This is a genomic window from Microbacterium sp. bgisy203 (assembly GCF_057706945.1).
The window spans coordinates 261,854-277,286 of record NZ_JBYIPF010000003.1 but is presented as its reverse complement, the minus strand read 5'-3'; the positions used below and the strand labels follow the sequence as shown (position 1 = coordinate 277,286).

The following is a 15,433-nucleotide window of genomic DNA, read 5'->3' as shown; positions in this document are numbered from 1 at the left end:
GTCTACGGCGCGGGGACCGTCGCTCCCGCACCCGCGCCGGAAGCCGCCCGCTCCTCGGCCTCGGCATCGGCCTCCGCCTCCGCCTCCGCCTCGGCGGCCGCCGTGATGCGCTGCGCCATCCCGCGGAAGATGAAGCCGTGGAACGGCAGCACCGACAGCCAGTACAGCCGCCCTGCGAGCCCCGACGGGAAGAACACCGCCCTCTGCCGGTAGGTCGAGCCGCCGGCGGAGTCGGGTTCGCACGCGAGGTCGAGCCACGCGAGGCCGGGCACCTTCATCTCGGCCCGCAGGCGCAGCAGGTGCCCTTGCTCGACCTTCTCGACGCGCCAGAAGTCGATCACGTCGCCGACCGCGACGCGCGACCGGCTGCGGCGTCCGCGCGCGAGGCCGACGCCGCCGACGACGCGGTCCATCCAGCCCCGCACGGCCCACAGGAGCGGCGCCGAGTACCACCCGTTCTCGCCGCCGATGCCCTCGATGACCGACCAGAGGTCGTCCACGGGCGCATCCGTGTGCGCCGTCCGTACATCGGTGTAGACGGTGCGGCCGGCCCAGTCGGGGTCGGAGGGGAGCGGATCCGAGGGGATGCCGGTGACATCGGCATCCTGCCAGCTCGTCTCCACGGTGTCGGCCTCGACCCGTCCCAGCGCGAGCGCGACCGCACGGCGGTACGGCGTCAGGCCGCCCTCGGGCTGCGGGATGAGGGTGTCGATGTCGTGGTCGTCCATGACGCACTCGTGTTGCAGCGACGCGATGAGGGGCCGGGCGATCGAGCGCGGCACGGGGGTGACGACGTTGACCCAGTGCGACGCGAGGCCCGGGGTGAAGACAGGAAGCGATGCGATCGGCCGCTGCGGGAGGCCCGCCTCGACCGCGTACCCGTTCATCATCTGCCCGTAGCGCAGGACGTCGGGGCCGCCGATGTCGACGGCACGGTTTACGTCGGGCGCGACGCGCGCCGCGCCGAGCAGGTAGTAGAGCACGTCGCGGACGGCGATCGGCTGGATGAAATTTCGTACCCAGCGCGGCGCCGGCATGTACGGCAGCACCTCGGTGAGATGGCGGATCATCTCGAACGACGCCGAGCCCGATCCGATGACGACGCCCGCCTGCAGCTCGAGGGTCGGCGTGCCGCTGCGCAGGAACACCTCCCCCACCGCGACCCGCGAGCGCAGGTGCGGGCTGAGCTCCACCCCCTCCGGGTGGAGGCCGCCCAGGTACACGATCCGACCGACGGATGCCTCGGCCGCCGCCTTCGCCACCGTCTGCGCGGCCTCGAGGTCGGCGTCTTCGAATCCCTTCCCCTGCCCCATCGAATGGATGAGGTAGTACAGCACGTCGACGTCGACGCAGGCCTCCGCGACGGCGCCTGCGTCGGTCGCCGACCCCGCGACCACGTCGACGTCGTCGCCCCAGTCGAACGCCGCGAGCCGCGCCGGGTCGCGCACGAGCACCCGCACGCGGTAGCCCGCGGCGAGCAGGCGCGGCACGAGCCGGCCGCCGATGTACCCCGTGGATCCGAGGACGAGGGCCCGCGGCGCGGATCCGTCCGCGCGCGGCACGGCGCATAGAGCTTCTTCACGCCCGGTCGGGCTCGACAACTCGACGCTCGGGAACTCGGCGCTCGGGGACTCGCCGCTCGGGGACTCGGCGCTCGGGGAATCGGTCATGGACCCACGCTAGCCACGCCCTCCCCGCCGGGTGAGTGGCTTGCGCACCGCGCGCCGGCGCGGTAGTCACCGGCATCCCCCGCGCCCCTCGCCTGAGCCGCGACCCCCTGACCCGCGAGCAGCCGCCGTTCTCCGGAGATCCGTGCTTCGTCGGAGGTTTCGGCCCTCATCCTTCCGAAGAACGCCCGATCTCCGATGAACGCACGCCGCCCGCGAGCCGCAGCCCGCGCCCCGACGTCAGCGCCGTCAGCGCCGTCAGCGCCGTCCGGTGCCGAACACCCCGCGGATCACCGAGTTCAAGATCGTCTGCGTCGTCCGCGAGTTCAGCACCTGCTCGAGCGGCGAGGTCTCCTTCTTCCGGCTCGTGCGAGTGCGGGTCGAGCCGCCCGTCGCCTTGATGAGACGGTCGTACTCGCGCTGGCGCTCCTTCTCAGCGGCCGCGTCGGCCTTGGCCTGCGCGGCCTGCTGCTTGGCGAGCTCCTTGTCGGCATCCGCCTTCTGCTTCGCGGCGGCCGCGGCGGCCTCCTGCTCGGCGGCGGCGTTCATCTTCGCCGTCAGGATCTCGCGCGCCGACTCGGGGTCGACCGACGTGCCGTAGCGGGCGAGCAGAGGGGATGCCGCGACGGCCGCGTCGATCTGCGCGTCCGGCGTCGGCGACATGAGGCCCTGCGGCGCGCGCAGGCGCGTCCACGCGACGGGGGTCGGCGCGCCCTTCTCGCTCATGACGGTGACGATCGCCTCGCCGGTGCCGAGTTCCTGCAGCACGCGCTCGAGGTCGTACCCGCTCTTCGGGTAGGTGCCGACGGTCGCGCGCAGCGACTTCGCGTCGTCGGGCGTGAACGCGCGGAGGGCGTGCTGCACGCGCGAGCCGAGCTGCCCCAGCACGTCGCTCGGAACATCCTTCGGCGTCTGGGTCACGAAGAAGACCCCGACGCCTTTCGAGCGGATCAGGCGCACGGTCTGCACGATCTGCGAGAGGAACGCCTTCGAGGCGTCCGTGAAGAGGAGGTGCGCCTCGTCGAAGAAGAAGACGAGCACGGGCTTCTCGGGGTCGCCCACCTCGGGAAGGATCTCGTACAGCTCGGCGAGCAGGTACATGAGGAACGTCGAGAACAGGGCCGGCTTGTCGGCGACGCCCGGGACCTCGAGGAGCGAGATCACGCCCCGGCCGTCCGGTGCCATCCGCAGGAAGTCCTTGACGTCGAACTCGGGCTCGCCGAAGAACACGTCGGCGCCGTCGTCGGCGAAGGTGATGAGCTCGCGGAGGATCACCCCGGCGGTCGCCGCCGACAGCCCGCCGAGCTCCTTGAGCTCCGTCTTGCCGTCGTCGCTCGTGAGCCAGGTCAGCACGGCGCGGAGGTCGGAGAGGTCGACGAGGGCAAGGCCGTTCTCGTCGGCGTAGTGGAAGACGAGGCCGAGGCTCGACTCCTGCGTCTCGTTGAGGCCGAGCACCTTGCTCAGCAGCAGCGGGCCGAAGGCGCTCACCGTGGCGCGGACGGGCACGCCCTTGCCGACGCCGCCGAGGGCGAAGAACTCGAGAGCGGATGCCTCGGGCTTCCAGTCCTGACCGATCGCCTGCGTCCGCGCGAGCAGCTTCTCGTTCGACTCACCCGGCGTCGCCATGCCCGACAGGTCGCCCTTCATGTCGGCGGCGAAGACGGGTACGCCCTTGTCGGCGAGCTGCTCGGCGAGCCCCTGCAGGGTGCGCGTCTTTCCCGTGCCGGTGGCGCCGGCGACGAGCCCGTGCCGGTTCATCATCTGCAGCGGAATGCGGATCTGCGCGGACGGCACCGGTTCGCCGTTCATGAGCGCGCCGAGGTCGAGCGTCGCGTCCGCGAACGTGTAGCCCTTCGTGATCGCGGCGACCTCGTCGGCATCGAGCGGACCGGCGGGAGCGTCCGTGGGGGCGGTGGATGCCGGGGCCTCCGCAACCGCCGCCTCCGCAACAGGGACCTCCGCGGCGGGGGCCTCCGCGGCGGGGGCCTCCGCAGCGGGGGCCTCCGACTCCGTAGCCGGGGCCGCCGCATCCGAGGCATCCGCATCCGAGGCATCCGCCGCACCACGGCCCGCCTTCGCGGCCTCAGCCTGCGCGGCGGCGAGCGCTGCCTTCGCCTGCGCGAGCTTGAGGGCGGCTTCCGCGGCCTCGGCTTCCGCCTGGAGGCGGGCGATCTCTGCGTCGTCGGGTGCGGTCATGCCGTCAGCCTAGCGACGGGCCGCGCCGCTTCGGCAGTCAATCGGGAGGTCATCGCGGCCGCGACGATGAGGGCCGCGCCGACGCCCACAAGGGTGCCGCCGACGGTGTCGCTCAACCAATGCGCGTGCACCTGCGTGCGGCTGAACGCCATCGCGAACACCCATGCCGCGCCGACGATCGCGACCCAGACCCGCGGGAACAGCACGACGGCGATCGTCGCCACGGTCGCGGCGTTCGCCGTATGCCCCGAGGGGAATGAGCCGTGGTCGGACACGACGATCATGTCCTCCGGGCGCGCGCGCCCGAAGATCGCCTTCAGGATCTGCACGCCGAGGGCGCTCCCCGCCGAGGCGAGGACGACGAACAGGGCGCCCCACGGCCTCCGGAGCGCCAGCATGAGCCCCACGCCCGCGAGCGGGATGACGAAGGTCGCGAACCAGCCGCCGCCGAGGAAGTTCAGCGCGAGGGCGACGTCCTGAGAGGCACCGAAGAAGCCGACGAACCTGTTCCACCAGTCGTCGAGGTCGATGTCGGCCTCGACCGTCACGAGGATACCGAGCCCCACCGCGAGGAGCACGAGCACCACGCCGATCACGAGGCGTTGCAGGGCGACGGTGGTGACCTGGTCGTTCACGGGCGGCGTCATCGCCCCATTGTGCCCGATGACTGCGAGGGCGTCAGGAGGACAGACGCGCGACGGTGCGCGGGCGCACGACGAGCCACAGCGACAGGCATCCGATCACGGCGCACACGACCATGACCGCCGCCATCGTCGTCGCCGTGATGCCCGCGTCGCGCGAGACCCAGCCGACGAGTGGCGAGATGAGCCCGGCGACGCCGAAGTTGCAGGCCCCGATGATGGATGCCGCGGTTCCCGCGGCCTTGCCGTGCCGGTCCAGGGCGAGCACCTGTACGCACGGGAACGTGAACCCGCACGCCGTCATGAACAGGAAGAGCGCGACCATGGTCGGCCACAGCCCGAGGCCCAGCTGGTCGATGACGATGATGGATGCCGAGGCCAGCACGAGCGCGCTCGTCGAGAAGGCGAGGACCCACTGCGGGCCGAAGCGGGCGGCGAGCCGCGAGGCCGTCTGGACGCCGAGCACGACGCCGAGGGAGTTGACGGCGAAGAGGATACCGTACTGCTGCGCGTTGAATCCGTACCCCTCCTGGAACAGGAAGGACGACGACGAGAGGTAGGAGAAGAGTCCGCTGAAGGTCATGCCGCCGATGATGAGGACGCCGATGAAGACACGGTCACTGAACACGCTCTTGTACCGCTCGAGGACGGTCGTCGTGCCGCGCTCGTGGCGGCGAGCCTTCGGGAGGGTCTCGGGGATGAGGACGATGGCCGACACGAGCATGACGAGGCCGTAGATCGCGAGCGCGATGAACAGGCCTCGCCAGGGCATGACGGCGAGGAGCGCCGATCCGATGAGCGGCGCGACGACGGGCGCGACGCCCGACACGAGCGCGAGCCGGCTCAACATGACGACGAGGCGCCTGCCGCCGAAGAGGTCGCGGACGATCGCCATCGCGACGACGCCGCCCGCCGCGGCGCCGATGCCCATCAGCACGCGCGCCACGCTCAGCAGGGCGAGGTTCGGAGCGAACGCGGCGCCGATGCTCGCGAACACGTGCAGCGCTGTGACCGCGAGGAGCGGCACGCGCCGCCCGACCTTGTCGCTCAGGGGGCCGACGATGAGCTGACCGAGCGCGAAGCCGATCATCGTTCCCGTCAGGGTCAGCTGGATCGCCGCCGCAGTGGTCTGGAAGTCCTGCTGCAGCACCGGGAAGGCGGGCAGGTACAGGTCGATCGTGAAGGGGCCCAGCGCCGTGAGGGCGCCGAGCAGGATGATGTACACCACCCGACGCGGAGTCGAGAGGGCGTCGCCGGGGTGGAGGACGACCATACCCGTCGCGGGCGCCGCCGCCGGCCGCTCCGTGGCGGGGGCGGACGCAACGGTGGGGGTCGAGGCGGTGTCGAGCACGGCGTCCCGTCGGAGTCTGAAGGGGAGGTGGCGGAGAGGGCGACCCGAGCCGAAACGATTCGGGAAGCCACAATGATAGCCCTTTCCCAGGATCGGAACGGCCCGCTCCCGGGCCGAGACCCCATTCGGCCGCATAAAATCGGAGGACCATGACGCCGACCTCCTCCCCCAAGAAGCGCCAGAGCGGCAACCCCGCGACGCAGGCGAAGATCGACCTCACCATCAAGCAGCAGCGCGAGCAGCAGAAGCAGGAGAAGCTCGCCGAATACCAGAGGCAGCTCGCCAAGCGCCGCCGCTCGAAGCTCACCTGGTGGATCGTCGGCGGCACGGCGGGCCTCGCCGTCGTCGCGCTCATCGCGGCATCCGTCATCTTCGCCCCGCCCGGCGCCCCGACCTACACCGCGGGCGGTGAGGGCGCCGAGATCGCGGGCGTCGAGACCTTCACCAACGAGACGCGCCACGTCGAGGGCACCGTCGACTACCCGCAGAACCCTCCGGCGGGCGGCCCGCACAACAACATCTGGCTCAACTGCGGCATCTACGACCGCCCGCAGCCGAACGAGAATGCCGTCCACTCGCTCGAGCACGGCGCCGTCTGGGTCACGTACGACGCCGACGCCCTGAGCGACGACGACCTCGCGGCGCTGAAGGCCCAGCTCCCCTCGACCTACGTCATCCTCTCCCCCTACGAAGGCCTGCCGTCGCCGATCGTGCTGAGCGCCTGGAACACGCAGCTCCAACTGCAGGATGCCGATGACGAGCGCATCCCGGCGTTCTTCGAGGAGTACTGGCGCAACCAGAACGTGCCCGAGCCGGGCGCCTCCTGCACCGGCGCGCTCGACGGCGAGGGCAAGCAGTCGTGAGCGACGTGCGCGGGACGCGCACGGGTCGAACCCTCCCGCCGTGGTGGGCGGTGCTGCTCGTCGCACTCGCGGTCGCGGGCCTCGCGTTCGCCATCGGACGCTTCTCGACGTTCGGCGCCTCCGGTGCGGGTGCCGCGCCGGGCAATGAGTCGCCGGAGGCCGGGTTCGCCCGCGACATGCAGATCCACCACGCGCAGGCGGTCGAGATGTCGATGGACATCTACCGCACCACCGCGAACGACGACGTGCGCGTCCTCGCCTACGACATCGCGACGGCTCAGTCGTCGCAGCGCGGCGAGTTCTACGACTGGCTCGTGAAGTGGCACCTCCCCCAGCGCGGCGATCAGCCCCTGATGGCCTGGATGACCGCGGCCGACACCGGCCATGATCACACCGCAGCCGCAGGGGCCTCCGAGGCGGACCTGCTGACCGAGATGGGGATGGCGAGCGAGGCCGAGCTCGAGCGGATGCGCTCGCAGACCGGTACCGAAGCCGACTGCACGTACCTCGCGCTCATGATTCGGCACCATCAGGGCGCACTGCCGATGGCACAGGCGCTTCTCGAGCTCGGCTCGGAGCCGCGCGCGCTGCAGGTCGCGCGCGGCGTCGTGGCGACGCAGTCGGCCGAGATCGACCTCATGACCTCGCTGCAGCAGCGACTCTCTTGCACCGGCTGACGCACGATCTGCACCGCTCGGGGTTCACACCGACTGGCGGACCGGACGGAAGAACCGCCACGCGGGCTTCGCCCAGAGCGCCACGACGACCCCGACGTGCAGCGCGATCTGCGCGAAGGTCCAGACGCTCCAGTCCTGGTGGACGACGAGACTCCACAGCTGCAGCCCGATGAGGACGGCGGCGAGCACCGTGACGAACACGCGTGAGAGTCCGCTGCCCCGCGAGAGTCCTGCCGCGGCGGCCATCGACAGGAAGCCGAACAGGATGATGCCCGCGCCGATGAGGGTCACCTCGACCACGAGATCGTCGGTCACGTCGTAGCGGCTGAGCAGGTAGAGGATGCCGAACAGTGCGCTCGCGAGCCCGCCGAGGTACACGAGCACGACGGCCACCGACACGGGCCACGGGCGCGCCGCCGCCTCGGAGGGATGCGCGGCGAGGGCGTGCGTGCCGCCGGCGGCGACCGTGCGCGCGACGTAGCGCTTCTGGAAGAAGCGGATCACCTCGATGAGGACGATCGCGACGATGCAGCACAGCGCGACGACGACGGCCGTGTCGAACCCGGGGTCGACGAGCACGAAGAACTGCCGTGCCGGCGGCACCGAGAAGATGACGATGAGCGCGACGAACATCGCCCCGACGATGAGCCCCTTGAAGCGGGTGAGCGGACGGGCGAGCACCGCGAGGATCCAGATGCCGACCACCGCGAGGATGATCGTCGCGCCGGTGCGGAGCTCATCGGCATCCGTGTCGAGCGAGCGGGTGAGAAGCGTGTAGCCGGTGAGGGTCAGCGCGACGACGATCCCGGCGGGGATCGCGAAGCTGAGCGATCGGCGGAGGAACCCGGGGATGTAGCGGCGCGCGTTCGGCATGAGCGCGAGGAAGAAGGCGGGGATGCCGATCGTCAGCCCGTCGGTGATCGACAGCTGCCGCGGGAGGAAGGGGAACTCCAGGACGAGGATGCCGAAGAGGATCGCGAGGAGCGTCGCGTAGACGGTCTTCGTGAGGAAGAGCATCGAGACCCGCTCGATGTTCGCGATGACCTGACGGCCTTCGGCGACCACGTCCGGGAGGTGCGAGAAGCGGCCGTCGAGCAGTACGAGCCGCGCGACCGCCTTCGTCGCGGCGGCGCCGGAGTTCATCGCGATGCCGATGTCGGCCGTCTTGATCGCGAGGGCGTCGTTGACGCCGTCGCCCGTCATCGCGACCGTGTGTCCGCGGGCCTGCAGCGCCTCGACCATCCCCTTCTTCTGCGCGGGCGTCACGCGCCCGAAGAGGAGGTTCCGCTCGAGCACCTCGCCGAGGGCGACCGGGTCGGTGGGGAGCTCGCGCGCATCGAAGCCGGTCGGCGCGTCGAGCCCGACCTCGCGGGCGATCGCGGCGACCGTCCGCGGGTTGTCGCCCGAGATGACCCGCACCTGCACGCCCTGCTCGGAGAAGTACCGGAGCGTCTGGGCGGCATCGTCGCGCACCTTCTCGCGGAAGGTGAGCACGGCCACGGGGCGCAGATCGCGCGGCAGCCGCTCCGCCCCGGCGTCGTCGTCGGCGAGGGCGGCGGGAGAGAAGCCGAGCACGAGGGTGCGCCGCCCGGCCTCGGCGCGCTCGAGCACGGCGGCGCCCAGGGGGTCGGCGCCATCGGATGCTGCCGCACCGAAGACGAGCTCGGGGGCGCCGAGCACCCACGTGCCCGGGATCTCGGCGAAGGATGCCGCGCTCCACTTGCGCGCCGACGAGAACGGGATCATCCGGCTTTCGGTGACCGGAGCGGCGTCGCCGAACGGCTCGCGCAGGGTCCGGGCCGTCGCGTTCGCGTCGGGGGCGGCGCCGTACCAGCCGAGCGCGCGCCGCCAGGCATCCGTGCTCCCGGCATCCCCTGCGCTGGGCAGCACGTACGCATCGCCGTAGACGATCTCGCCCTCGGTGAGCGTTCCGGTCTTGTCGAGGCAGATGATGTCGACGCGCGCGAGGCCCTCCACCGCGGCGAGCTCGTTGGTGAGCACCTGCTTCGACGCGAGCCGGGCCGCGCCGACGGCGAAGGCGATCGAGGTCATGAGGACGAGGCCGAGCGGGATCATCGCGATGACAGAGGCGATCGCCCCGGTGAGCGCGTCGACCCACGCCCCGGTGTCCCACGCGCGCTCCCACCCGCCGACCACCTGCATCTGCGCGTTCAGCACCAGCAGGCCGATCGGACCGATCCCCCAGGCGACCCACGCGAGCACGCGGTTGATCGAGTCGCGCAACTCCGACCCGACGAGCGAGAACCGCCGCGCCTCCCCGGCGAACGCGTTGGCGTAGGCCTCGGCCCCGACCCGCACGACCTGCGCGTCGCCCTCGCCGCCCACGACGAGCGAGCCCGAGAGGGCGTCGTCGCCCGGCGCCTTGTCGACGGCATCCGCCTCGCCCGTCAGCAGCGACTCGTCGATCTGCAGGCCCCGCGTGTGCAGCACCTGCGCGTCGGCGGGCACCTGGTCGCCGGCGCGGAGGACGAGGATGTCGCCGCGGACGACCTCGCTCGGCGCGATCTCCTGCTCCGTCCCGTCGCGGCGGACGCGTGCCTGCGCGGCGTTCATGACCGCGAGTCTGTCGAGGGCCGCCTTCGCACGGAACTCCTGCACCGAGCCGATGATCGCGTTCGCGATCGCCGCGAAGCCGAACAGGGCATCTTGCCAGCGCCCCACGAGGAAGAGGATGCCGAAGCACGCGAAGACGATCCCGTTGAACAGCGTGAAAACGTTCGCCCGGATGATGCTCGCCGCGCTCCGGCTCGTCTCCGCGTAGTAGGCGTTCGATTCCCCCGCCGCGGTGCGCTCGGCGACCTCGGCGGCGCTCAGCCCGCGCGCGACGTCCACCGTCTCATCGAGACCGGCCGTCGCGGGTTCGGACATGGCTTCACCCTAGATCCGTCGCCGCACGAACGGGAGATCGTCCTCGTGCCGGGTGTCAGCCCTTCGTCGCGCCGGCGAGCAGGCCGCGCACGAAGAAGCGCTGCAGCAGGAAGAACACGATCAGCGGCACGAGGATCGAGATGAAGGTACCCGCCGCCTGCAGGAACCACTGGTCGCCCCACGTGCCCGAGAGGGAGTTGAGCGATTGGGTGATCGGCAGAGACGTCGACGGAGCGAAGATCGTCGCCACGAGCAGGTCGTTCCACACCCAGATGAACTCCAGCACCGCGAACGACGCGAGCGCGGGGGCCGCGAGCGGGAGGATCATCCGGAGGAAGATCTGCCCGTGTCCGGCGCCGTCGACGCGGGCCGCCTCGATGAGCTCGCTCGGGATCTCGGCGATGAAGTTGTGCAGGAGGAACACCGCGAGCGGCAGCGCGAAGATCACGTGCGCGATCCACACCGTCGCGAAGCTGTGCTCGAGGCCCCGGAGCTCCAGCGGCGGGAAGACGGTCACGTCGCCGATCGACAGGCCTCGCGAGAAGAGGCTGAGCAGCGGCACGAGGGCCATCTGCAGCGGCACGATCTGCAGTGCGAAGACGGCGATGAACGCGATGTTGCGACCGGGGAAGTCGATCCACGCGAACGCGTAGGCGAGCATCGACGCGATCGCGAGGGCGAAGAAGACGACCGGGATCGTGATGGCGAGCGAGTTGATGAACGATTCGCCGAGGGTGAGGGCCGTGCCGCCCGAGGTGAGCGCCTTCTGGTAGTTGTCGAGCGTGAACGAGGGGTTCACGAAGACCGTCCACCAGCCCGTGCTCTGCACGTCGGACCCGGGGCGGAACGAGGTGACGAACAGGCCGAACGTCGGGATCGTCCAGAAGAACGCGATGATGAGGGCCGCGATGGTCGCGCCCTTGGAGGTCAGGCGCTTGCGCGCCATCGCCTCGTGCTTGCGGGTGTCGCGCGCGACCTGCTTGGCGGAGCGTCCGTCGCCTACCGGCCCGGGTGCTTCGATGACATCGACGCCGGTGCTCATCGGATCTCCCTCTGCTTGCGGATCTGGATGATGTTGAAGGCGATCAGCGGCGTCACGAAGATGAACAGCACGACCGCGAGCGCCGCCGAGTGTCCGTAGCTCTGGAACCGCTGCTGCTGGTTGACCATCTCGAAGGCGAGCACCGAGGTGTTCGCGCGGCCGCCGGTCATGACGGCGACGATGTCGTAGATCTTCAGCGACGCGATGGCGATCGTGGTGAAGGCGACGATGATCGACGAGCGGATGCCGGGGACCGTCACGTTCCTGAACCGCTCCCACGCGTTCGCGCCGTCGAGCGAGGCCGCCTCGATCTGCTCAGGCGGCACCGCCTTGATCGCCGCGGAGAGGATCACCATCGCGAGTCCCGTCTGGCTCCAGATGAAGACGACCATGAGCAGCAGGCTGTTCACGAGCGGGGTGACGCTGAGCCACGGCACCGGCTCACCGCCGAAGGCGGTCACGATCGCGTTCAGGATGCCGAGCTGGTTGCCCTGCCGGTAGTCGTAGACGAACTTCCAGATGATGCCGGCGCCGACGAACGAGATGGCGAACGGCATGAAGATGAGGACCTTGAGGAACCTCTCGCCACGAGCCCGGTCGATGAAGGCGGCGTAGGCGAGGCCCGCGATCGTGGCGACCGTCGGGCAGACGAGCACCCAGATGAGGGTGTTGACGACCGACCACACGCCCTCGGGCTGGGTGAACACCCACACGTAGTTCTCCATGCCGACGAACTGGTCGCCGGTCTTGTCGAAGAACGACTGGAAGAAGGTCGCGATGAACGGGTAGATGAGGCCGATGAGGAGCAGCGTCACGGCGGGTGCGGCGAACAGCACGAGCTGGAAGAGGTAGCCCGCACCCTGACGCGAGCGATAGTCGAGCCAGAACAGCAGCGCTCCGGAGAGGACGGCGATGCCGAAGACGTAGATGAACGCGTTCTGGTACGGACGCAGCAGCATGAGGGCGAGGATCGGGATCGCGAAGCACGCGACCAGCCGGATCCAGAAGTAGACCTTGCCCGGCCGCGGCGCGAACTCGATGAGCACGAGGATCAGCATCACGACCGCGCCGAAGATCACGAGGATGATCGGGATCTGCACGAGCGGGTTCATCGCGCCGAGCCACTGGAACAGCGCGGTCAGCGAGAAGCCGGGGATGACGATCTTCGCCGGATCCTCCATCGGCGCGCTCAGGATGAGGAGGACGAGAAGCGCCAGCATGAGCGCGAGCATCACGGTCGCGACGACGATCGTCGTGCGTGTCGTGAAGCGACGGCGCGGCGCAGAGGATGACGGTGGCGTCGCGTCGGTCCGACGCGAGGGCGGCGCGGTGGTGGTATCGGTCATCGAAGCTCTCCGGGTACGGCGACGGACGCGGGTGATGTGAGGTGAGCGTACTGCGGGCGGGATGCCGGGCGCACCGGCATCCCGCCCGCAGGCGTGATCAGTTGTTGTAGCCGGCCTGGATGTCTTCGAGGACCGTGGCCTGGTCCTTGCCGTCGATCCAGTCGACCATGCCCTTCCAGAACGAGCCCGACCCGACCGTGGCGGGCATGAGGTCGGACGCGTCGAAGCGGACCGTGGTGTTCGGGTCCTGCAGCAGCTCCATCGCCTCGGTGAGGAACGGGCTGGATGCCTTCGACGGGTCGGCGTTCAGGTTGGCCGAGATCGCGCCGCCCTCGCTGACGCGGGCGTCGGCGAACTCGGGGCTCGACATGAACTCGAGGACCTTCTGCGTGGCCTCGTTGTCGGAGAAGCCCGCGACGAACTCGCCGCCGACCTCGATCGTCGCCGAGCCCTCTTCATAGCCCGGGAGGACGAACGCGTAGACGTCACCGTCGGGGCCGACCTCGGGCGTCTTGCCGTCGGCGGTCTGCACCGTCAGGAAGTTCGCCGTGAGGAACGACGCCTGGTGCGTCAGGGCGCACGACCCGTCGGCGACCTTCGCCGCGACGTCGCCGAAGGCGGTGTCGTTGATGCTCTTGACGTCACCGAAGCCGGCGTTGACGTAGTCCGGGTTCAGCAGGATCTCGCCCACCGCCGTGAACGCATCAGCGATCGGCTTGTCGGTGAACTTGACGTCCCCGTCGACCCACTGGTCGTAGACGTCGGCGCCGGACTGCCGGAGGACGAGGTCCTCGATCCAGTCGGTGCCGGGCCAGCCCGACGCGTCGCCCGACTCGAAGCCGGCGCACCAGGGCGCCGAGCCGGTCGTCTCCTGGATGGTCTTGGTCATCGCGAGCAGCTCGTCCCAGGTCTTCGGAACCTCGAGGCCCCACTCCTTGAACTTCGCCGGCGAGTACCAGACATAGCCCTTGATGTTCGCGAGCATCGGCGCCGCGTAGAACGTGTCGTCGAAGGTGCCGTACTTCTTCCAGTCGGGCGACCAGTTGGCATCCACGTTCTTCTCGACCGCCTCGGGCGCCGCCTTCACGTCGCCCGTGTCGACGAGCGTCTTCAGCAGACCCGGCTGCGGGACGATCGCGATGTCGGGAGCGTCGCCGCCGGTGACCTTGGTCACGATGTTGCCCTCGAAGCTCTTGTCTCCCGAATAGGTGACCTTGATGCCGCTGTCGGCGCTCCAGTCGTCGAAGACCTTCTGCAGCGCGTCGGCCTCGGAGCCCGTGATGCCGCCCGAGATGCGGACCGTACCGCCCGCGTCACCGCTCTCTCCGCCCGATCCGCCGCCGCCTTCGGCGCAGCCTGCGAGGGCCAGCGTCGCGACACCGGCCAGTGCGAGAGGCGCCATCCAGCGCCGCCGTGACATCCCCATGTGATTCCTCCTCGTTGAGTGCTCGGATGATCCTGATGCTCAGGTGATCGTGATGCACAGGGTTCCCCGTAGGGAACCGATTCCATACCACGCTATTGTCGCTGGCCGCGAAGCGCAATATGCGGCATGTCACGAGCCGATAACGGCCGTGGATGCCGCGTGGGAGCGCACCCACGGATACGCAACCGGTTCCATTGAACGGCTCGGATCGGTAAGGTTCTCGCAGACTCGTTCTCTCAGACTCGAAGGAGAGTTGCCATGCGGGGGATCGCGGAGGTGGCCGCGCGCGCCGGGGTGTCCAAGGCGACCGCCAGTCGCGCCCTGTCCGGCGCCGGGTACGTCTCCGAGGCGACGCGCGACCGGGTGCGGGCCGCCGCCGCCGAGCTCGGCTATGTCCCCTCGACCAACGCCGTGAGCCTCGCCACGGGCCGCACCCGCAACATCGGCGTCGTCATGCCCTACGTCAACCGGTGGTTCTTCGCCGAGGTGCTCGAAGGCATCCAGCGTTCACTCCTCACCGCCGGACTCGACCTCACCCTGTACGACGCGAAGCCGGGGACCGACGGACGCGCGCGCATCTTCGACGACTTCCTCGCCCGCGGCAGGTTCGACGGACTGATCGCCGTGGGGCTCGAACCCGTCGACCACGAGCTCGAGCACCTCACCCGCATCGGCCGGCCGATCGTCAGCATCGTCGGGTCGGGCGAGCAGACGAGCGTCGTCGCCGTCGACGACGACTACGCCGCGCGGCGCGCCACCGAGCACCTCATCGGCCTGGGGCACCGCGACATCGCCTTCATCGGCGGGGCGACGGGAGCGCACTGGGCCCACGTCGACCAGGAGCGGCTCGCGGGCTATCGGCACGCGATGCGCGAGGCGGGGCTGTCGGCGCACGTGCGGCACATCGCCTCGGAGGTCACGATGCCCGGCGGCTACGCGGCCGCCGCCGACCTGCTCGGCGATGCGCGCAGCCGCCCGACGGCGCTCGTCGGCGTCTGCGACGAAGTGGCGATCGGGGCGATCATCGCCGCGCGGCGCCTCGGCATCCAAGTGCCGTCCATGCTCAGCGTCGTGGGCATCGACGACCACGAGTTCGCCGACATGTTCGCGCTGACGACGCTGCAGCAGGTGCCGCGCGACCAGGGTGCCGCGGCGGTCGACGTGCTCCTCGGTGAGATCGCCGACCCGCTCCGCGAGCGGACGACGCTGCGCATCCCCTCCCGCCTGATCGTGCGGAACTCCACCGCGGCGCCGGCGGAGTGACGCGCACAGCTCGTCGAGGAACGACGAAGGCCCCGGTTGCCCGGGGCCTTCGCGGTACGCGTGGAGCGTGGA

Annotated in this window: 11 protein-coding genes; 3 read left to right on the top strand and 8 right to left on the bottom strand. The window is 70.1% G+C overall.

Going from position 1 to position 15,433, the window contains the following annotated elements:
- Positions 1-2: 2 nt before the first annotated feature.
- From AC3ENQ_RS07175 to AC3ENQ_RS07160, 4 genes are all read right to left on the bottom strand, one after another.
- Complete coding sequence (locus AC3ENQ_RS07175) at positions 3-1,670, bottom strand: SDR family oxidoreductase (RefSeq protein WP_431803091.1); 1,668 nt, start codon at positions 1,668-1,670, stop codon at positions 3-5.
- Positions 1,671-1,925: 255 nt separating this feature from the next.
- On the bottom strand, positions 1,926-3,863 hold the full coding sequence (locus tag AC3ENQ_RS07170; RefSeq protein WP_431803089.1) for a helicase HerA-like domain-containing protein: 1,938 nt from the start codon (positions 3,861-3,863) through the stop codon (positions 1,926-1,928).
- Positions 3,860-4,510 (bottom strand): phosphatase PAP2 family protein, encoded by a 651-nt coding sequence (locus AC3ENQ_RS07165; RefSeq protein ID WP_431803087.1) that lies wholly within the window; start codon positions 4,508-4,510, stop codon positions 3,860-3,862. The genes AC3ENQ_RS07170 and AC3ENQ_RS07165 overlap by 4 nt, the downstream gene beginning before the upstream one ends.
- Before the next feature lie 31 nt (positions 4,511-4,541).
- Positions 4,542-5,855 (bottom strand): multidrug effflux MFS transporter, encoded by a 1,314-nt coding sequence (locus tag AC3ENQ_RS07160; protein ID WP_431803085.1) that lies wholly within the window; start codon positions 5,853-5,855, stop codon positions 4,542-4,544.
- 149 nt (positions 5,856-6,004) lie between these two features.
- Here AC3ENQ_RS07160 and AC3ENQ_RS07155 point away from each other — a divergent pair, with 149 nt between their 5' ends.
- Positions 6,005-6,718, top strand: a complete 714-nt coding sequence (locus AC3ENQ_RS07155; RefSeq protein WP_431803083.1) for a thioredoxin-like domain-containing protein — start codon at positions 6,005-6,007, stop codon at positions 6,716-6,718.
- Positions 6,715-7,395, top strand: coding sequence for a DUF305 domain-containing protein (locus AC3ENQ_RS07150; protein WP_431803081.1), 681 nt, complete (start codon positions 6,715-6,717; stop codon positions 7,393-7,395). Before AC3ENQ_RS07155 ends, AC3ENQ_RS07150 begins: the two co-directional genes overlap by 4 nt.
- 24 nt (positions 7,396-7,419) lie before the next feature.
- Here AC3ENQ_RS07150 and AC3ENQ_RS07145 read toward each other — a convergent pair whose 3' ends face one another.
- From AC3ENQ_RS07145 to AC3ENQ_RS07130, 4 genes are all read right to left on the bottom strand, one after another.
- Positions 7,420-10,284, bottom strand: a complete 2,865-nt coding sequence (locus AC3ENQ_RS07145) for an HAD-IC family P-type ATPase (RefSeq protein WP_431803079.1) — start codon at positions 10,282-10,284, stop codon at positions 7,420-7,422.
- Between the two features lie 55 nt (positions 10,285-10,339).
- Entirely contained in the window at positions 10,340-11,326 is a 987-nt protein-coding gene (locus AC3ENQ_RS07140) for a carbohydrate ABC transporter permease (protein WP_431803077.1), read from the bottom strand.
- On the bottom strand, positions 11,323-12,672 hold the full coding sequence (locus AC3ENQ_RS07135) for a carbohydrate ABC transporter permease (protein ID WP_431803075.1): 1,350 nt from the start codon (positions 12,670-12,672) through the stop codon (positions 11,323-11,325). Before AC3ENQ_RS07135 ends, AC3ENQ_RS07140 begins: the two co-directional genes overlap by 4 nt.
- A gap of 97 nt (positions 12,673-12,769) precedes the next feature.
- Positions 12,770-14,098 carry an ABC transporter substrate-binding protein gene (locus tag AC3ENQ_RS07130; protein ID WP_431803073.1) on the bottom strand — a complete coding sequence of 443 codons (1,329 nt, stop codon included), beginning with the start codon at positions 14,096-14,098 and terminating at the stop codon, positions 12,770-12,772.
- Positions 14,099-14,356: 258 nt separating this feature from the next.
- Between AC3ENQ_RS07130 and AC3ENQ_RS07125 the strand changes: the two genes are divergently transcribed.
- Positions 14,357-15,361, top strand: a complete 1,005-nt coding sequence (locus tag AC3ENQ_RS07125; protein WP_431803072.1) for a LacI family DNA-binding transcriptional regulator — start codon at positions 14,357-14,359, stop codon at positions 15,359-15,361.
- Positions 15,362-15,433 lie beyond the last annotated feature (72 nt).